The following is an 18,670-nucleotide window of genomic DNA, read 5'->3' on the forward strand; positions in this document are numbered from 1 at the left end:
ACGAAAACGCCAAGGTATTCAGCGACATCGGCTGTTACACGCTGGGATGGCTGGCGCCGTTCCACGCCATCGACACCTGCGTCGACATGGGCGCCTCGATAACGATGGCCAAAGGCGCGGCCGACGCGGGACAGCATCCCGCCGTGGCCGTCATCGGCGACTCGACGTTCACCCACTCGGGCATGACAGGCCTGCTGGACGCCGTGAACGAGGGGACGAACATCACGGTCGTCATCTCGGACAACCTCACCACGGGCATGACCGGCGGACAGAACTCGGCCGGCACGGGACGCCTCGAGCAGATATGCGCCGGCATCGGCGTCGACCCGGCGCACATCCGCGTGGTGGTGCCGCTCCCGAAAAACCGCGAGCAGATGAAGACGATGCTCCGCGAGGAAATCGCCTACGACGGCGTATCGGTCATCATCCCGCGCCGCGAGTGTATCCAGACCGCCAAGCGCCACAATGCAGCCAAACAGAAACAATAGGGCCGCGGGTACCGACGGAGGCAAAAACACGGCCGGCAAAAAATGCGGCAACGTACAACAACCAGCAAACAACGGACACATATGAAAAAGGACATCATACTTTCGGGCGTAGGAGGACAGGGCATCCTCTCCATCGCCACGGTCATCGGCAAAGCGGCCCTCGACGAGGGCCTGCACATCAAGCAGGCCGAAGTCCACGGCATGAGCCAGCGCGGAGGCGACGTGCAGTCGAACCTGCGCATCTCCTCCGACAGAATCGCCTCCGACCTCATTCCGCAGGGCGCCGCCGACATCATCATCTCGCTCGAGCCGATGGAGGCGCTGCGCTACCTGCCGTGGCTCTCGACCGAAGGGTGGGTCATCACCAACACGGCCCCGCTAATCAACATCCCGAACTACCCGGACACGGAGGCGCTCGAGGGCGAACTCGGCGCCCTGCCGCATGTGGTGGCGATAGACGTGGACGCCATTGCCAAAACCGCCGCATCGCCCCGCGCGGCCAACATCGTCCTGCTGGGCGCCGCAGCGCCGTTCCTCGGCATCGACGCCGGGAAACTGGAGGCCGGCATCCGCGCCATCTTCGCCCGCAAGGGCGAGCAGGTCGTGGAAATGAACCTCGCGGCATTCCGCGCAGGTTACGAATATGCACAAAAACAGGCCCGATAATGGAAAAACTCCCAATCGACCGCAGCGTGCTCGACTCCGCACTGGGGCGCATGGACATCGCGGATATCGCACAGGCGACCATCCGCCAGTCGGGCGACATCGCCCGTATCATGGAAACGGAAACGGGGATGGAATTCCTGCACCTCGAAATGGGCGTGCCGGGGCTCCCGCCCGAGCCTGCGGGCATCGAAGCCGAATGCCGGGCCCTGCAGGCGGGCGTGGCGTCGCAGTACCCCAACATGTTCGGCATCCCGGAGCTCAAGGAACAGGCGTCGCGCTTCATCCGCGCATTCCTCGGCGTCGGCGTGGCGCCGCAGGGGTGCATTCCGACCGTCGGCTCGATGCAGGGTAGTTTCACGACGTTCCTGCTCTGCTCGCAGCTCGACCCGCGAAAGGACACAATCCTCTTCATCGACCCCGGATTCCCCGTACAGCGCAGCCAGGTGGGGATCCTCGGCATTGCGGCCGAGTCGTTCGACATCTACGAATACCGCGCCGAAAAACTCGGCCCCAAGCTCGAAAGCTACCTCGCGCAAGGCAACATCGCCGCCATCGTCTACTCCAACCCCAACAACCCGGCGTGGATATGCCTCACCGAGGAGGAGCTCCGCACCATCGGCGGGCTGGCGACAAAGTACGATGCAATCGTCATCGAAGACCTCGCCTACCTCTGCATGGACTTCCGCAAACCGCTGGGGCGGCCTTTCGAAGCACCCTACCAGGCTACCGTGGCACGCTACACGGACAATTACATCCTGCTGATATCCGGCTCGAAGATATTCAGCTACGCCGGACAGCGCATCGCCGTCGCGGCCATCTCCGACAAACTCTACTCGCGGCAGTACCCGGCGCTCAAGGAGCGCTACCGCATGGGACGGCTGGGCGACGCCTACGTGCTGTCGATTCTCTACGCCGCATCGTCGGGCACGAGCCATTCGGCGCAGCACGCCCTCGCGGCGATGTTCCGCGCAGCGGCCGACGGCCGGCTCGACTTCGTGGACGAAGCCTCGGAATACGCCCGCCGGGCCCGTCTGACGAAGGAGATTTTCCTGCGCCACGGCTTCCGCATCGTCTACGACAGGGATCAGGACGAAGCCGTGAGCGACGGATTTTTCTACACGGTCGGCTACGGCAGCCTCTCCAGTTCGGAGTTGTTGTGCGAACTGCTTCTCTACGGCATCTGCGCCATTTCACTCACCTCGACCGGAAGCCGCCAGCCGGGTATCCGCGTATGCGTTTCGCAACTCAACCGCCCCGAACAGTTCGACCTGCTCGAAACCCGATTGACCGCCTTCGGGCAAAACCACCGATAGCCTATGCAATTTACGACAGCCGCCGAAGCAGTAAAGCTCATCCGCCCGCACAGCAGCGTCTACATCCAGGGCAGCACCTCGATTCCCGAGGTGCTCGTCCGGGCCATGACCGACCGTGCCGCCGAGCTCACCGACGTCACACTCTACTCCGGATTCGCCGTCGGGAGGGCCGATGCCCCCTATTGTAAACCCCAATACAAGGAGACGTTCCTCGTCAACAGCCTCTTCGTGGCCAACAACATCCGCCGCTGGCTGGCCGACGGCTACGGACAGACGACCCCGGCATTCCTGGGCGAGATTCCCGGACTTTTCCGCGACGGGACGCTGCCCGTCGACGTGGCGCTGCTCAACCTCTCGCGCCCCAACGCCGAGGGATACTGTTCGTTCGGCGTTTCGGCCGACCTGGCGGTATCAGCCGTCGAGTGCGCCAAAACCGTAATCGCCCAAATCAACACGGCCATGCCCTTTTCGTACGGCGACGCCGTGATTCACCTCTCGCGCTTGGCCGCAGCCGTCGAGGTCGACGACCCGCTGGTCGAAGTGCCGTCCGCAACCCCCACCGAGGTCGAAAGCAGAATCGGCGGCTACATCGCCGAACTGATTCCCGACGGGGCCACGCTCCAGATAGGCGTGGGCGGCATCCCGAACGCCGTGCTGGCCGCGCTTACCGGCCACAAACACCTCGGACTGCATACCGAGGCGATGACCGACGGCGTACTGCCGCTGCTGGAAAGCGGCGTGATAGACAACTCGCTCAAACGCGTGATGCCGGGCGTGACGGTCGCCTCGCTGGCGCTGGGCTCGCGCAGGTTATACGACTACATGGACTACCGCGAAGACCTCGTGATGAAAGACGTGGCGTGGACGAACGACCCGTTCCGCATCCGGGAGAATCCCCGCGTGATGGCAATCAATTCGGCGGTGGAGGTCGACCTCACGGGACAGGTCTGCGCCGACTCGGTCGGCCAGCGCATCATCTCGGGCGTGGGCGGGCAGCACGACTTCATGTACGGCGGCGCCCTGTCCGAGGGCGGAAAGACATTTATCGCCATCCCCTCGATTACCCCGAAAGGCGAATCGAAAATCAAGGCGCTGCTGACGCCCGGCGCAGGTGTCGTGACCACGCGCCACATGGTCCAGCACATCGTGACCGAATACGGCGTGGCGCACCTCCGGGGCCGCAACCTCGCCCAGCGCGCGCGGGCGTTGATCTCCGTGGCCCATCCCACGGTGCGCGAAGAATTGGAAAAGGCCGCCTGCGAACGTTTCGGCTATTCGTTCCTGCGGTTGAAAGCATAACCCGACGGCCCGGCGCGCAAACGCCGGGCCTTTCAATATCCCCTACCATGCACTGGAAATACCTCTTTTTCGATTTGGACGGCACGCTGACCGACCCGATGCAGGGCATCACACGGGCAGTGCAATACGCCCTGCGCCACTTCGGCATCGAGGTCACCGACCTCACGACGCTCTGTCCGTTCATCGGGCCGCCGCTGCGCAACTCGTTCCGCGAGTTCTACGACATGAGCGACGCCGAAGCCGGGGCGGCCGTCGCCAAATACCGCGAATATTACGCCCCGAAGGGCATCTTCGAGAACTCGCTCTACGAGGGCATTCCCGGGCTGCTCGCCGAATTGCGCGGCAGCGGCGCCACACTGGTGATGGCGACCTCGAAACCCACGCACTTCGCGGAGCAAATCGCCCGGCATTTCGGCTTCGCCGACGATTTTGCCCTCATCAGCGGCAGCCTGCCCGACGGCTCGCGCGATGCGAAAGCCGACGTTATCCGCCATGCCCTCGCCACGCTCGGCATCGGCGACGCCCGGCAGGCGGTGATGATCGGCGACCGGCGCTTCGACATCGAGGGTGCAGCCGCCACGGGACTCGACTCCATCGGTGTGCTGTGGGGTTACGGCAGCCGCGAAGAGATGGAAGCGGCAAAACCGACCTGCATCGCAGAAGACATCCCGGCGCTCCGGAAGCTGCTGCTGGAGTAGAGAAAGGCAAGGGCGCAGGCACCCGGCCGATGCCCGTTTGCAGCTGCACCGGCCGGCGGCCGGTGCGACAGACCGGGTGTGCCGGGCACAGCAGACAAACTGGGAACCGGCGCGGCAGACCCAGCAAACCGGAATCAGGCAGCAGACCCGATAGACCGGAACCCGACACGGCAGACCGGTCACAGCAGATAAACCGAGAACCGACGCAACAAACCCAGCAAACCGGAATCAGGCAGCAGACCCGATAGACTGGGAACCGGCGCAGGCGGCGCATCCAGCCAGCCGGGATTTTATCGTTCCCGGGGTCGTCACGCCCGCCATACAAAAACACCTGCCTTTTCGGGCAGGTGTCTGTATTTGCGGGAATGGACGGCTATTTGGCGAACTGCATCTCATCGAGCAGCCACCCGGCGCCCGCATATTTCTCGATTACCCACATCACATAACGGATGTCGACGCAGACCGTCCGGGCCAGTTCGGGATGGAACCAGATGTCGCCCGCCATCGACTCGCGGTTGCCGTCGAACGCCAGTCCGACCAGCTGTCCTTTGCCGTCGAGCACGGGACTTCCCGAATTTCCGCCCGTAATATCGTTGTTCGTCAGGAAGTTGACATAGAGCGTACCTTTCTCGCCCCAGCGTCCCCAGTCCTTCGCCTCGATCAGCCGGCGCATGTGTTTATCGACACGGTATTCGTACTGGTCGGGATTGTATTTCTCCAGATAGCCCGCAATCGTCGAGCGCGAATCGTAATGCACGCCGTCCGAGGGGTTCAGGGGTTCGACATTGCCGTAAGTCAGGCGCATGGTCGAATTGGCGTTGGGATACTGGGCATTCCCCTCCGACGCGCGGAAATCGTAAAGCACATCGGCATAACGGCTCTCGCCCTTGCCCACCTGTGCCCGGACACGTTTTTCGGCTTTGTCCACACCGCCCGTGAAACGCTGCACGCGCACCGACTCGGTAAGCCTCACCAACGGGTCGCAGCGCATCTCCGCAACGGATCGGTTCCGGCTGAAATAAGCGTCGTAGCGCCCGGCGTCGCTGCAGAACGAAGCGTCGAACGCCTCGCGCGCCATCCGGTCGGCATCGCCTCCCGCAGCGTCATACATCGCCTGCAGCTGTTCGCCCCACATTTCGCGCGGCACGTTGGCCGTGAAGTTCACCAGCATGCGCGCCAAAAGGTCGCGGTCGGTCGCCGCATCGTAATTGCGGCGCAGACGCCCGCTTCCGGCCACTACGCTCTGCGCATCCTTCGAGCGGACATCGAGCGTATCGAGCTTCAGCCGGTCGAGTTTGCCCAGGTACGACGACACCCGGTTGGCCACCAGCAGCGCTTCGCTCGGCCCGAGCCACGCTTCGCGGAAATAATTGAGGTCGCGCTCGGCGCTCCGGCGCGCCTCATAGCCGCGTGCGAGGTCGGCGAGCAGGCCGCCGCACTCCGCCCGGCGTTCCGGGTCGGCCTCGATCCACTCCTGCATGCGTTTCTCCTCGGCCTGGCGAATCGACACCACGTCGAAGCGGCGCAGGCACTTGTTCTCCCACTTGGCGTAATCGGCGTAGTTGCTCAATCCGAAATAGGCATCGGAATACTGCATGCGCACCTTCGGGTCGCGCTCCATATGGCGCTTGAGAATTCCCATCCGGTCGTGGCGGTTCGCCACGACAATCGGATTCTTGATTCGCTGCCTCTCGGTCACGGCGAACGACGAAGCATAGCGGTTCGTGCGCCCCGGGAAACCGATGACCATCGAGAAATCGCCGTCGTGCACGCCCCCGGTGGCAATCCGGAGTACGCGGCGGGGCTTCAGCGGCACGTTGTCGGCGGAATACTCCGCCGGACGGCCGTTGCAATCGCCGTAGACGCGGTAAAGCGCGAAGTCACCCTTGTGCTGGGGCCAGCCCCAGTTGTCGTAATCGCCGCCGAAAGCGCCTATCGTCACGGGTGGCGTACCCACCAGGCGCACATCTTTGTAGACGTCGTAGTAGAACATCAGGTACATCCTGCCGCCCCACATCGAGTAGCACGACACCTCGCAGTCGGTCTGCTTGCCGTAACGCTCCTCCAAATCGCTGTAAAGGCGGCGGGTCGCCATCATGCCCCATTTCCCGGCGGCCTTCATCTCCTCCTTGAGCGCATTGGCCTCGTCGGTGACGTCGACCACCCTGCGCACGAACCACACGGTCTTTCCGGCCACGGGAATCTCCTCGTCGCGCGTACGGGCCCAGTAGCCCGCTTCGAGCAGGTTTTGCTCGGGCGTCGACAGGGCGCAGATGTCGCTGTAAGCCACATGGTGGTTGGTAATCATCAGTCCCTGGTCGGAAATCATGCTGCCCGTGCCCATGCCGCCGTCGACGGCGACCACGGCGTCGGCAAGCGCGTCAGCAGCCTCGTTATAAATCTCCTTATCCTTGATTTTCAGGCCCTGGGCCCGCATCCGGGGATAAATATCGCCCAGCTTGTGCATCAGCCACATGCCTTCGTCGGCCGACGCGGGCTGCAGGCACAGCACCGCGAGAACCAGGCAGGCTATCCATTTTCTCATATCTTTCATCGTTCGTAAACGGGAGGATGCCGTCACCGGCATCCTCCCGTTCGGTTATTCGGTTAATTACTCCTGGACCGTCTTTCCCTCGGCCGTGAATTTCAGCCGCGGGTCGGCCTCCTTGAATGTTCCGTCGGCCATGCGGAGCGTCCATTTTTCAGCCTGGAAAACCTCTTTCCAGAGCTTCGCATCGTCCCACATCGACTTCACGTAGTGAATCCGCATGACGGGTGTCATGTCACGCAGCACGAAATCGACCGAAACAATGCCGTCGGTACACGAGAGGAAACTCTTGAAATAGGGGAACGACTGGCGAATCGGCAGTTTCTCGATGCCCGGGAACGCCAGCTCGTACACCGCCTTGGGGAACTGCGCATCGTCGCCCCACTTCTCCAGGTTGGCGATGAATTTGCCCGAAAGCTTTTCGACGTCGCGGAACATGATCTGGGCGAACTCCTCGCGCGACACCTGCCCGGCAATGGCATAGCTCTTGAGCACGGTATGCATCGGAATCACCTTTTCGCCCTCCTTGACCGGGATAACCAGCTCTTCGGCGTCAATCGCCTCTTCGAACATCTTTTCGGTAATGCCGGCGGCGGGATCGACGTAAACCGTCACGTCCACCGGGCAGGCGAACTCCGACGTAAAACCGTATACGCCCTTGATTTTCTGGAGCACCATGCCGAAATAGACCATATCCATGCGGTCATGCAGCCCCTCGACACCCAGTTTCACCACGTCGAGCATCGGAATGTCCGCGCCCGGGGTCGCGTACTTGCGCAGCGTGGGTGCAAAAATCGCAGCCTGAATCTTCAGCGTATCGGTACGGGCGGGGTCGTAAAGCACCTCGACGCCGTGGCGGCGCACGAAAGTCTTGACGCCGTATACGCCCTGCACGGTCTGCATCTTGGCCGAGAAGGCTTTCGACGAGCCGAAGCACTTGATGGTTTGCAGCCCCTCCATTTCGAACGTCTGCAGGTTCTCGACCTTCTCATAGTCGCCCCACTTCTCGTCAATCGTAGGCAGCTCCATCGTAGAGCCCATCCACACGGCGAGGAAGAAGAGCACCACGGCCAGCAGCCCCGGCACCCAGCGCAGCCAACGGCGGCCGTTGACCTGCAGGGCGTCCTTCGTACATGCGCCGATGCAGTTGCCGCAAAGCGTACAGTCGACATGCTTCACTTTCACGTAGTCGTGAATCGGAAGCTGGTAGGGACACTTCTTTTCGCAAAGGCCGCAGTTGTTGCAGGTGCTCACGTCACGCCGGATATACATCAGCGGGAAGGTGCAGCTGCGCATCTTGGCAATCTCAACGATATAGGCCGCAAGGCATGCGCCGCCGATCGTCCAGACCCATGCGTTGGCAACACCCAACGCACCGAGCGCCCAGCCGCCGAGGGCTGCAATAACGAACAGCAGCGTAAATTTGAAAATGTTGCTGATTGCGCCCAGCGGGCAAATGTACTTGCACCAGAACATCTTCACCACGAAGCCGCCCAGAAGCAGCAGCGCGAGGCTCGTGAGCGACATCCAGAGCACGATCTCGCCTTTGAATCCCGTAGCCACGGCATAGAACGGATCGAGTTTCTTGCAGAACAGCTCGCTCGACGAGAGCGTGAAATAGAGAATCGTGAAAAGCAGCACGTATTTCACCACGCGCAGCAGTTTGTCCGCGACGCTGCCCGAGGGAACGTCGACCTGCAGGTGCAGTTTCTTTCCGGCGCGGCCCATCCACTCCCCGACGGTGCCCAGCGGACAGAGGTAACCGCAGAAAAGTTTACTGAAAAGAATCACGCCCACGGCGAGCACGAGGCCCATCATGATTTGGAGCATCGACATCGAGCAGGCCAGCGAGTTGTTCACCAGGTAAGTGCCGAAAGCCTGCAGGCCCCCGAACGGACAGTAGGCCTCGACATCGACGGGTTTGTCGCTGAATTTGGCCCAAAGCACCGTGCCGGCGATGGCGGCCAGTACGCCCCATTGCAGCAGGTGCTTCAGATAGTTAGGTTTGCGTTTCATTTATCGTTTGTGTTGTGTGTGTGTTTTGCGTGTTTGTGCGTGCGGGCAAAGGTCACTCCTTGTCCTTGATACAGCGGACGGGGGCGGCTCCGTGTGCAACCTGGTTACTAACCGTCAGGCGGTTGTTGGAGGCATTGTACGTCAACATGGCGGCCCGGTAGGTAACTTTCTTGATTCCGGTGCCGGCATCGCCTGCGGTATTGTAATCTATCTGCGCGGCCGTCGAGGAGGCAAAATAGGCCATGCCGAACTTGCCGGCACCATCCGGCGCTTTGGATTCGACTGCATTGTAAGCCGGCACGGCGACAGCCGTTGCCGCATTGATATAACCACAGCCGACAATATTCAAACCATCGGCATTAAGTACCGGAATCGGAGCACCGCCTTTGGCAGCATCATAATAGGGAGAAGTGGGATCAGACAAATTGCCCGGAGCGCCGACGCCTGTCAGTTTGAGCCACTCGTCCATCGTGGGAATATGCCATCCTTCGGGACAGATTCCACGGGCCCCCTCGAACTTGTCGTAATTATCCGATGTAAATCCATCGGCCATGCCCAACAGCACGGGATAGCTGTAAAGCAGGCCCGCCGTTTCGACAAGCGACTGGTCGGCGGCTTTCGAGAGGTTGCAGGGATACCATACGCCGTTGCCGTCCGTCGGGTCGCCCGACACCGTCTTGCCCTCGGGTATATAGCGCAGGTTCTCGGCCATCCAGGTGCGCCCGTCCTTGAGCGTCACGATGTTGTATTTCACGCCGCCCCACTCGACGGTCGGGGTTTCGATTTGTCCTTCGCCGTCCGGCAGCAGGTCGTCGCCGTTCTCCCAGCCCGCAATCGGGCCGCTGAATTTCACCTGGATGTCCGCCGGCTGCACGTTGCAGTCCATGCGGCGGTTCTCACCCGATTTAAGGTCGGTCGTACCGAGCGTCTGCGTGCGTTTCTTGCCGTCGGCCGTGGTGACCGTAACCTCCAGCCGCACCCCGTTCTGCGGCACCAGAAGCGCATAGTAGACCTTGTTGGCGGTCGCCGTATTGGCCGTCACGTCGAAGGGTTCGGCATCGGCCTTGGCCGTAAAGTTGCCGGTGGCGGGATCGATGACACCCGTACCGACGGCGCCCTTGACGACGATACTCGTGATGTCGAAGCCCGATTCGTTCGTCACGTCGATGACGATGCGCGAGGTCTTGTGCTTGAAGGTCATCTGCGTGGCCGACAAGGTCGGTTTCACGCCCGACTTCACGGCGGTAATCAGGTCGGAAGCCGTGTAGTTGTCGCCGCTCTGGTCCGCTTTGACCGAGAACTCCGTGGGAACAGCCGCACCCTCCTGCCAGGGATAGTAGGCGAAGAGCGTCGATGTGGCATTGATATCCTCATACCAGAGCAAACCCTCCGTCGTGAAATCCGCGCCGTCGAAGGTCATCAGCTTGTTGCTCACGAAATCCTTGCCGTCGGCACTCATCGTAATGGTGAGGCCGACCTTGTCGTTCAGTTCGAAATCGGTATCCGTCGCGCGCGTCACGCCTTTGGCCGCAACGCCTTTGGGTGTCAGCGACGGATTGGCAATCGTCGGGGTGATGCGAACCGGGCTGCTGCCGGCATCGGCTCCACCCTCGTCTTTCGAGCAGGCGGTGAAAGCCATCGCCGCAACTGCTGCCATCGTCAAAATTTTTTTCATAGTTCTATCCTTTTGAAGTTAAAAATTATATCCCACGCTTATCGTCGCGGCGATGCGGTTGGGCTGCGCGACGTATTTCAGGCCGAAGCCATGCTCGTAGCGGGCGAACGCATCGACGTAAAACCGCTTGATATTGCACCTCAACCCGAGCGCCGCCCCTATCCGGTCGGCCGTGAGGTATTCGTTTTCGTAATCGTAGTAAGCGGTCAGCTGTCCCGGGTATTCGCCCGGCTGGTCGGGCGTTTCGAGGCGTTTTTCGCGCTCGCCGAAACCGCCCGTGCGGAAATCGGCCCCGAGGGTCACCTCCCAGATGCCCAGCGTGCGAATCACACGTGCATATACCTGCGTGAAGTGCAGCTCCTGTCCCCTGACATAGGGGTACATCAGCGTCGATTCGCGGTTGAGCAGCGAGTAGGCGGCTCCGGCCCGCAAGTCCGTATATCGGTTCCTGAATTCGTATTCGCCCGTCACGTCCAGCCCCTTGCGGCCGAAAATCGGCGTCGAGCCGTGAATCCGGGGAATCGACACGCCGTTGATATTTTCGGTAGTAACGATATTCTCCCGGTTGCGGAGCTCCTGCCAGTCGAAATCGGCGCGCACGAAGTGCCTGCGCTGTCCGCTGCCGAGCGAAAGCGTGGCGTTGGCCGTCACCCGGTGCGTTTCGAACTCATGCCAGATCATGCCGCGCTCGCCCGTTTCGCACTGCCGGTTGCGGTAGGTGACGTCGGCATAGAGCGCTCCGTATTGCAGCTGCACGCCCGCGCCCTGCGTATTTTCCCGGACGGGGAATCCCGAAACCCCGTTGGTGGCAAGGTGCAAATCGCTGCTCTCCCATAGCTGCAGCGCACCGTAGCGCAGGCCCCGGTCGAAGAACGCCTGGTAGGACTCGGGCGAGGAGCCGACCTCCTCGGCCTCGAGTTTCTCGCTGTTGACGCCCACGATGTAAGACACGCCCGCGGCGAAGCGCCCTGTACGGTAGATTACGCCGGGTGAGAATTCGAAATCGAGCCGCGTATTCTTATGGCGCAGGTCTTTGCGCTTGGCGTAGTTCTGCGCTTCGAACTCCACTTTCAGGCCGCCCGTCCAGCGGCTGCCCAGCACGGCCGAAACGCCGCCCGTAAAAGCATAGTCCTCGCGCACCTTGCGGCCCGGGGTGAACTCGAGGATGTCGACGGGATAATATCCCGGTTCGGTGAACATCGAGCCGCACATGTTGCGGCCGTCGAAATAGTCGTAGGCGAAGCTTCCGGCGAACGACACCTTGTCGAAATGGCGAATCGAAGCGGTGCGCGCTCCGGCGTTCCAGCTGTCGTCCGACGCCGAGTGCCCGGCCATGCCGCCGTTTTCCTTGGTGAAATAGGCCTCGGCATAGGAGCGGTTGAGGCTGTCCTGCCGAATCCCCGCGGCGTTCACGCCGCCGTTCCACGGATTGCGGCGGGACACGTAGTCGAAACGCTCCTGCGCCGCGGCGCCCGAAACGGCGAATATCATCAGTATGGTTAAAATCCGTTTCATAGGCTATTTACGCAAAGACGGGGTTTCACGTTCGTAAAAATCGTTCGACGAGTTATTGGTATCTTCGTAAATCTCGAACCCGGCGGCCGCCGTGGCCTCTTCGTCCAGTCTGCGGTGCACGGTATGGCACTGGGAGGTACCCGAGAAGCCGACATAACCGGCATCCACGTCGGTGTGCAGGCGTTTGTTCCGGACTGCCGAACTGGTATTGCAGACATCGACGCCGTCGATAATCCACGACCACGGAACTTTCGAATAGACGATGCTGGCCAGGCTTATCGTCGACTGCAGGTCGTCGGCCAGGTAAGCCTCCAAATCGACTTCGGCGGGGGCCCGGAACAGGATCACGGCGGGCGAGAAGTCCGAAATCACGTAAGTGTTGGCTCCGGTCTCGCCGCTCTTGCCCGTCTTCTTGAGCACCTTCATGTAGTGCGACGGGGCAATGCGGTCGCCCGGCACGGGCGTGGGGTTCGTCTTGTTCCCGGGATAGAGCGCCTGATCGTAGAGGACGAAGAATCCATCCTGGTTGAGGTTCACCGACTGGGAGTAGGTCTGCGTATGGTCTACGCCGTGGAAAGCCACCACGGCATCCTCGCCCGGTTCCAGCGGGAAATCGGTACCCGATCCCGGAAACGCCCAGATGCAATCGGGCACGGAAGCATAGTCGCGGAACACGATGTTGCCCGAGGGATCGATGCTCGTCCAGGGGTTGTTCGCATTTGAGTTGTAGGAAGCCGCCATGCCCAGGCACAGTCCGTCGAGGTAATAGGTATCGAACGAGTTGTTGTGCAGGACGATGTACTTGTCCTTTTTATAGACGCCCGTCGAGGGCGGGTCTTCGGGACAGCCGCCCGAATAAACCTCCTTGACGAGGATGCTGCCCGGCTTGGCGTATTTCAGCTCGACTTCCACCCCGGCATCCGCGCGGGCGAGGTCGATCTGCTCGACGGCGCCGTTGAAAATCATCTCCGGAGCGGCCTTGTCGAGTACCGAAAGGCGGTAATGGCCCGCGGCGACACAGAACCCTGCCCGGCCCTGCGCATCGGTCAGGCCGGTGTAGACGTTGCTCGTATTGCGGTCGGTGAGTTTGACCGTAACGCCCTCGCGCAGGTACTGGGCGTAGTCGGCGGGATAAACGAGGCTGACGTCCAGCGTGCGCAGCGCACCGTCGTAGGGATTCTTCTCGAACGACGTGCAGGCCGCGGCCAGCAAACATGACAATATGCAAAATAACTTTTTCATCGTTTTCAGAATTTAAGACGCAGCGTGAGGCCGTAATAGAAGTCGGGCGTAAAGACCGCCTTGACGCCCGTGGCATACGAAGCGACGAAAGGCCGCGAATTGGTGAAGTTGTTGGCGTAGAACGAAATGGACACATGGTCGCCGATCTCTTTCGTAATGCTCAAATTGGCCGAGAAGTACGGGTCGTATCCGTCGCTGTTGTAGGAGTAGGCGTTGCCGGAGCGCAGCAGCAGGGAGGCGAAGGCCGGGTCGTTGCGTTCGGCGTCGGTAAACGGATGGCGGTTGCCCTCCAAATCGAGGTACGCGACGGGCCAGATGGCCGTGTAGCTGTCGCCGTCGTAGATGTTGCCGCCCGTGGGATTGCGGTCCTCGTCCACGTTGAACGCATAGCTGCGCCCCTTGTACTCCGAAAGGTTCTGGGAGCGTTTCACCAATGTGGCCTCGAGCCGGAGGGTGATAATCATACGAATCGAGGGCAGGTGGGTCGTAGCCGTGAGGTTGGCATCCAGCGCATGGGTCTTGCGGCCGTTGTAGGTCACCACCGAGCTGCCGCCGTTGTCCGGATAGATACCCACGTAAGGAAAGAACTCGCCGCCCGTGAGGGTGCCCGGATAGTAGCTGGCCTCGCCCTCATTGACGTATTTCGTATAGCCGTAGGCGCCGTCCAGCCGCAGCTGCGTGCGAATGGGGTTGATCTGCGGAAAGTCCACGACGAATTCAAGGCCCATGCGATCGACGGGCGAGCCGTTGTCCTGGTAGGTGTTCTTGACGAAAGTGCGTTTGGTCGTGGCGTCCATGGCAATCCATCCGGCAGAGGGATCGTCCTGGTTGCGGACGAAGATTTCGCCCGTCTGGTTGTCCACGCGGAACGCCGGATTGGCGGGCATGGTGAAATTCGAGCCGTCGGGCAGCTTCGAGGGCACGCTCATCAGGTTATAGGAGAACGGCTCGTAGGCCGAACTCAACTCGTAAGGATATTTCGTGCGGTTGAAATAGCCGACCAGCGAAACGGAAGTTCCCCCGATGCGCAAATCGACGCCGACCTCGGCGTTGCGGTTGCGCTGCCAGCGCAGGCGGTCGTTGTAGAGTATTTCGTAGGGCTGCGTATGGTAGACGTAGATACTCCGGTCGGTGCTGTACGTGGTGGCGAATACGCGCGTATCGCGGTACTCGGGCAGCGGATAAAGCACGTTGAACGAAGGCAGTTTCTCGGTAATGCCCCAGCCGCCGCGCAGGGTCAGGCGGTCGTTGATGCGCAATTTCAGGTTCAGGCGCGGCGAAAGACTCGAGGTATTCTCGTACTGCGTGTTCTTGATAAACGTCTTTTCGGCGCGCAGGCCCGCCATCAGCTGCAGCGAAGCCGATCCCAGCGGCACGGTCAGCGTCTCCTCGACATAGGCCGCGAGGTTGTGCATGTAGGGAATATCGGTATAGGGGCGGGGGCGGTAACCGTTAGGCGCAAGGGGGGGGGCTGCATAGTACTCGCCCTCGCCGACGTTGCCGTTGGCGCGCCACGAGGCGCCGATTTTGGCATTGCTGTGGACGTCGCCCCAGCTGCGCACCCAGGTCGCTTTCAGGTTGGCGGCATAGTCGAGCTGCTTGGAGTCGATGTAGCGCGTGGAATAGTAGGTCTGCGGAAGCATCTCGGCCACGAAATATCCCTCCTGCGTGGCATGGACGGCCGGAGAACTCGCAGCGCTCGAATTATAGGTGTGCTTGCGGGCGAGGTTGTCGGCATAGTTGAGCGAAGCGTCGAAATCCACACACGTAATCCACGGCCTGTTGAGCAGCCACTTGAGCGACATGTTGGCCCGCAGGGCGTTGTCGCGCACCTTTTCCCACTCACCCCGCTGGGCATCGGGATCGTTCTCGGTATTCATGCCGCCGATATTGGCCGAAGCGCCGAAATTGAAACGGAGCACCTTGGCGAAGGTGTTCTGGTAATTGAGCGAAATGCCCGTACGCGAATAGGAGGTATAGGGCGAAGTGGGGTTCTTCGTGGCCCGGGTGTACTCGACGTTGCTGTTCAGCACGCCGCGGTCGCGCCCCAGGTCGAAACCCTTGGCGGCGGAAATCTGCTTCGTGCGCGGATTGGTCGAGAGCACGACCGTGTAGGGCGTCTTGCCCTTGCGGGTCGAAATCTTCACCACGCCCGACGAGATGTCGCCGTATTCGGCCGAAGGCACGCCCGTCACCACCTCGACCGACTCGATATTGGTCGACGAGAGGTTACGCGTGCTGGCGCCCGTGGGATCGCCCAGCGAAGCGTTGGTCGAAAGGCGTACACCGTCGACCTCGACCGCCGTACCGAACGCGGCGTTTCCGGCCGCCGACCCGCCGCTGCGCAGCGAGAAGACGTTGTCTTCCATCAGGTTCGGGTTCACCGTCTTGCCGCCCGGCAGCAGCGCCGAGATATCCGACGCATTCACCATCTGCAGGTGGTCGATGGCATTGCCGCCGATCGTGCGCGACGTGGCCATGGCGTTGGGAGCCTCCTTGGCCGTCACCACGACGCTCTCCAGCTTCAGGTTGTCCTCGGGAGCGTAGAGCCGTATGCGGCCCATGTCCGCACGCACGTCGACTTCGGTTTCCGTCGTCACGAATCCCAGGCTCGATACGACGAAACGGGTCTTGCCGGCAGGAACGTCTTTCACCGTGAAATTGCCGTCACCGTCGGCCACGGCCCACAACCCGGCCTGCGGCAGCTCGACGACAGCCTGTCCGATCGGTTTGTCGGTGTCCTCGATGAGCACCCGACCCGATACATTGTGACGCTGTGCCGACACGACGGCCGGTACAATCGTGCATAAAAATAGTAGTAAAAGTTTCCTCATATGATTGACCTAACGCAACAAATATAGAAAAAAAGCGTACTTATTGTTACACTTCGGGCATTTTTTTCATGTCTTATCCGATTTTCCTGCGGACAAAAATAGTGTATCCGTCCATCCGAAACAATCGCCATTAATAGGGATTTGCTGCTAAAACCCCACCTGTATCAGGTATTTGCCCCGTTCCATATATATAGGCCGAGAAGATTAATTTATAAATTTTAGTACTTTGCAATACAAAGTACGGATTTTTTACTTATATTTGCCGTTGCAACCGGAGAATTTATTGGTGTTTAGTAATTTTTTATTGATTTTCGATAAAAATAAATTGTTTCGCAAAAATATTTTACTACCTTTGCCCCTGACCTCATTCTCTCCGATTACAAATCGTAACTACGCAACCGCACAAACCGCTTTACAACGGCAGACAGAATATGATAAAGCTGGAAAACATCAACAAAACCTATAACAACGGCTCGCCCCTGCACGTGCTGAAAGGAATCGACCTCTCGGTCGAAAAGGGGGAACTGGTTTCGATCATGGGTGCATCCGGGTCGGGTAAATCCACCCTGCTGAACATCCTCGGCATCCTCGACGATTACGACAGCGGCAGCTACTACCTGGCCGGGCGCCTGATTAAAGACCTCTCGGAAACGCAGGCCGCCGCCGCGCGCAACAACATGATCGGTTACATTTTCCAGTCTTTCAACCTGATCAACTACAAAAACGCCGTCGAGAACGTCGCCCTGCCGCTCTACTACCAGGGCGTCGCCCGCCGCAAACGCAACGCCCTCGCCCTCGAATACCTCGACATGCTGGGGCTGAAAGAGTGGGCCGAACACATGCCCAACGAGATGTCGGGCGGCCAGAAGCAGCGCGTGGCCATCGCCCGGGCGCTTATCAACAAACCCCAGATTATCCTTGCCGACGAACCCACGGGCGCACTGGACAGCGTCACCTCGCAGGAGGTGATGAACCTGCTGCGCAGCGTCAACGTCGACATGGGCATGACCATTATCTGCGTCACGCACGAGCAGTCGATTGCCGACCAGACGGACAAAATCATCCGCCTGACGGACGGCGTTATCAGCAGTATCACCGAAACCGGACTCGGAAAGCGATGAGGGAGCTGCTGCTGGAGATATGGACCTCGGTGCGCCGCAACAAACTGCGCACGTTCCTCACGGGATTCTCGGTCGCGTGGGGCATCTTCATGCTCGTCATCCTGCTGGGCTCGGGCAACGGACTCAAGAACGGTGTGCTGTCGAACTTCGGCAACTACGCCACCAACTCAATCACGATTTCCGGTGGCTGGACTTCGAAAGCCTATGCAGGCTACAACAAATGGCGCAGCATCGACCTGAAGAACCGCGACCTCGAAATCCTCGTAAACGAATTCCCCGAGGTGGACGACATCGCCGCCAAAGCATGGTACCGCGGCTCCACGGCCACCTACCTGGACCGTTTCGCCGACATCAGCCTGCGCGGGTCGCTTCCCAAAATCGAGCAAATCGAAGGAGTCGACATCGTCAAGGGCCGCTTCATCAACCAGGCCGACATCAGCAACTACCGTAAGGTAATCGTCATCGACGAGGCGCTGGAAAGAATCCTTTTCCGCGGCGACGACCCGCTGGGCAAGCCCGTCAAAATCCACAATAACATCTACCGCGTAGCCGGCGTCTACAAAGGCGACGCACAGCAGCGTAATTCGATGGGATATATCCCCCTTACGACCGGACAGCTGATTTTCAAGGCCAACGACCCGGTCGTGGACAACGCCATCATCACCGTCAGCGGCCTCAATACCGATGCGCAGATGGAGGCATTCGAGGCGCGCATACGCAAGCGCCTGGCGGCCGAGCACCACTACGACCCCGAAGACCAGAGCGCCCTGTGGATACGCAACACGATGGAACAGTACAAGAGCATGATGATTGTCTTCGGCGGCATCAACCTCTTCGTCTGGATCATCGGACTGGGAACCCTGCTGGCGGGCATCGTCGGCGTGAGCAACATCATGCTGGTGACCGTCACGGAGCGCACCTCCGAATTCGGCATCCGCAAGGCACTCGGCGCCAAACCCGCGTCGATCATCCGCCTGATTCTGACCGAATCGGTCATGATTACCGCGGCATTCGGCTACATCGGCATGGTGCTGGGCGTGGCGGCCATGGAAATCGTGAACTACATGATCAACAGTACGCCCGCCGCCCCGGGACAGGGTCCCTCGATTTTCCTCAACCCGACACTCGACCTGGGTGTCGCCGTCAGCGCCACGGTCGTGCTGGTCGTTGCGGGCCTGATCGCAGGATACGTCCCCGCCTACCGCGCCGCACAGTTGAAAACGATCGACGCCCTGCGTTATAACAAATAGGAGGA

General features: G+C 60.5%; 13 protein-coding genes. 7 read left to right on the forward strand and 6 right to left on the reverse strand.

What is annotated here, in order from left to right; genetic code table 11:
* The 5 genes from QZT71_RS07975 to QZT71_RS07995 form a co-directional block, all read left to right on the forward strand.
* A partial coding sequence (locus QZT71_RS07975) for a thiamine pyrophosphate-dependent enzyme (protein ID WP_295914823.1) occupies nt 1–488 on the forward strand: 488 nt, incomplete at its 5' end.
* An 81-nt stretch (nt 489–569) separates the two neighbouring features.
* Nucleotides 570–1,154 carry an indolepyruvate oxidoreductase subunit beta gene (locus QZT71_RS07980; RefSeq protein ID WP_295914825.1) on the forward strand — a complete coding sequence of 195 codons (585 nt, stop codon included), beginning with the start codon at nt 570–572 and terminating at the stop codon, nt 1,152–1,154.
* A complete protein-coding gene (locus QZT71_RS07985) occupies nt 1,154–2,467 on the forward strand; it encodes a pyridoxal phosphate-dependent aminotransferase (protein ID WP_295914827.1) in 1,314 nt (437 codons plus the stop codon). The genes QZT71_RS07980 and QZT71_RS07985 overlap by 1 nt, the downstream gene beginning before the upstream one ends.
* Nucleotides 2,468–2,470: 3 nt before the next feature.
* The gene (locus QZT71_RS07990; protein ID WP_295914830.1) at nt 2,471–3,766 is read left to right on the forward strand and encodes an acetyl-CoA hydrolase/transferase C-terminal domain-containing protein; all 1,296 of its coding nucleotides are present in this window, start codon (nt 2,471–2,473) and stop codon (nt 3,764–3,766) included.
* Between the two features lie 47 nt (nt 3,767–3,813).
* Complete coding sequence (locus QZT71_RS07995) at nt 3,814–4,464, forward strand: HAD family hydrolase (RefSeq protein ID WP_295914833.1); 651 nt, start codon at nt 3,814–3,816, stop codon at nt 4,462–4,464.
* A 373-nt stretch (nt 4,465–4,837) separates the two neighbouring features.
* Here QZT71_RS07995 and QZT71_RS08000 read toward each other — a convergent pair whose 3' ends face one another.
* The 6 genes from QZT71_RS08000 to QZT71_RS08025 form a co-directional block, all read right to left on the reverse strand.
* Nucleotides 4,838–7,009 carry a S46 family peptidase gene (locus QZT71_RS08000; protein ID WP_295914837.1) on the reverse strand — a complete coding sequence of 724 codons (2,172 nt, stop codon included), beginning with the start codon at nt 7,007–7,009 and terminating at the stop codon, nt 4,838–4,840.
* Nucleotides 7,010–7,075: 66 nt separating this feature from the next.
* Nucleotides 7,076–9,028 carry a 4Fe-4S binding protein gene (locus QZT71_RS08005; RefSeq protein WP_295914840.1) on the reverse strand — a complete coding sequence of 651 codons (1,953 nt, stop codon included), beginning with the start codon at nt 9,026–9,028 and terminating at the stop codon, nt 7,076–7,078.
* A gap of 52 nt (nt 9,029–9,080) precedes the next feature.
* Nucleotides 9,081–10,703, reverse strand: coding sequence for a fimbrillin family protein (locus tag QZT71_RS08010; protein WP_295914843.1), 1,623 nt, complete (start codon nt 10,701–10,703; stop codon nt 9,081–9,083).
* A gap of 18 nt (nt 10,704–10,721) precedes the next feature.
* Nucleotides 10,722–12,218 carry a DUF6850 family outer membrane beta-barrel protein gene (locus tag QZT71_RS08015; RefSeq protein WP_295914845.1) on the reverse strand — a complete coding sequence of 499 codons (1,497 nt, stop codon included), beginning with the start codon at nt 12,216–12,218 and terminating at the stop codon, nt 10,722–10,724.
* A gap of 3 nt (nt 12,219–12,221) precedes the next feature.
* On the reverse strand, nt 12,222–13,460 hold the full coding sequence (locus QZT71_RS08020; RefSeq protein WP_295914848.1) for a DUF4876 domain-containing protein: 1,239 nt from the start codon (nt 13,458–13,460) through the stop codon (nt 12,222–12,224).
* A gap of 5 nt (nt 13,461–13,465) precedes the next feature.
* Entirely contained in the window at nt 13,466–16,294 is a 2,829-nt protein-coding gene (locus QZT71_RS08025; protein WP_295914851.1) for a TonB-dependent receptor, read from the reverse strand.
* A 431-nt stretch (nt 16,295–16,725) separates the two neighbouring features.
* Here QZT71_RS08025 and QZT71_RS08030 point away from each other — a divergent pair, with 431 nt between their 5' ends.
* Complete coding sequence (locus tag QZT71_RS08030; RefSeq protein ID WP_295914852.1) at nt 16,726–17,415, forward strand: ABC transporter ATP-binding protein; 690 nt, start codon at nt 16,726–16,728, stop codon at nt 17,413–17,415.
* Nucleotides 17,412–18,665: an ABC transporter permease gene (locus tag QZT71_RS08035; RefSeq protein WP_295914856.1), complete on the forward strand. Its 1,254-nt coding sequence runs from the start codon at nt 17,412–17,414 to the stop codon at nt 18,663–18,665. Before QZT71_RS08030 ends, QZT71_RS08035 begins: the two co-directional genes overlap by 4 nt.
* The last annotated feature ends 5 nt before the right edge of the window (nt 18,666–18,670 follow it).

Origin of the sequence: uncultured Alistipes sp. (assembly GCF_902388705.1) — a bacterium.
Lineage (GTDB): Bacteria > Bacteroidota > Bacteroidia > Bacteroidales > Rikenellaceae > Alistipes.

Bases quoted from the DNA above. Each gene is read 5' to 3' on its own strand.
- QZT71_RS07980 (WP_295914825.1), top strand. From the start codon at position 570: ATGAAAAAGGACATCATACTTTCGGGCGTAGGAGGACAGGGCATCCTC.
- QZT71_RS07985 (WP_295914827.1), top strand. From the start codon at position 1,154: ATGGAAAAACTCCCAATCGACCGCAGCGTGCTCGACTCCGCACTGGGG.
- QZT71_RS07990 (WP_295914830.1), top strand. From the start codon at position 2,471: ATGCAATTTACGACAGCCGCCGAAGCAGTAAAGCTCATCCGCCCGCAC.
- QZT71_RS07995 (WP_295914833.1), top strand. From the start codon at position 3,814: ATGCACTGGAAATACCTCTTTTTCGATTTGGACGGCACGCTGACCGAC.
- QZT71_RS08000 (WP_295914837.1), bottom strand. From the start codon at position 7,009: ATGAGAAAATGGATAGCCTGCCTGGTTCTCGCGGTGCTGTGCCTGCAG.
- QZT71_RS08005 (WP_295914840.1), bottom strand. From the start codon at position 9,028: ATGAAACGCAAACCTAACTATCTGAAGCACCTGCTGCAATGGGGCGTA.
- QZT71_RS08010 (WP_295914843.1), bottom strand. From the start codon at position 10,703: ATGAAAAAAATTTTGACGATGGCAGCAGTTGCGGCGATGGCTTTCACC.
- QZT71_RS08015 (WP_295914845.1), bottom strand. From the start codon at position 12,218: ATGAAACGGATTTTAACCATACTGATGATATTCGCCGTTTCGGGCGCC.
- QZT71_RS08020 (WP_295914848.1), bottom strand. From the start codon at position 13,460: ATGAAAAAGTTATTTTGCATATTGTCATGTTTGCTGGCCGCGGCCTGC.
- QZT71_RS08025 (WP_295914851.1), bottom strand. From the start codon at position 16,294: ATGAGGAAACTTTTACTACTATTTTTATGCACGATTGTACCGGCCGTC.
- QZT71_RS08030 (WP_295914852.1), top strand. From the start codon at position 16,726: ATGATAAAGCTGGAAAACATCAACAAAACCTATAACAACGGCTCGCCC.
- QZT71_RS08035 (WP_295914856.1), top strand. From the start codon at position 17,412: ATGAGGGAGCTGCTGCTGGAGATATGGACCTCGGTGCGCCGCAACAAA.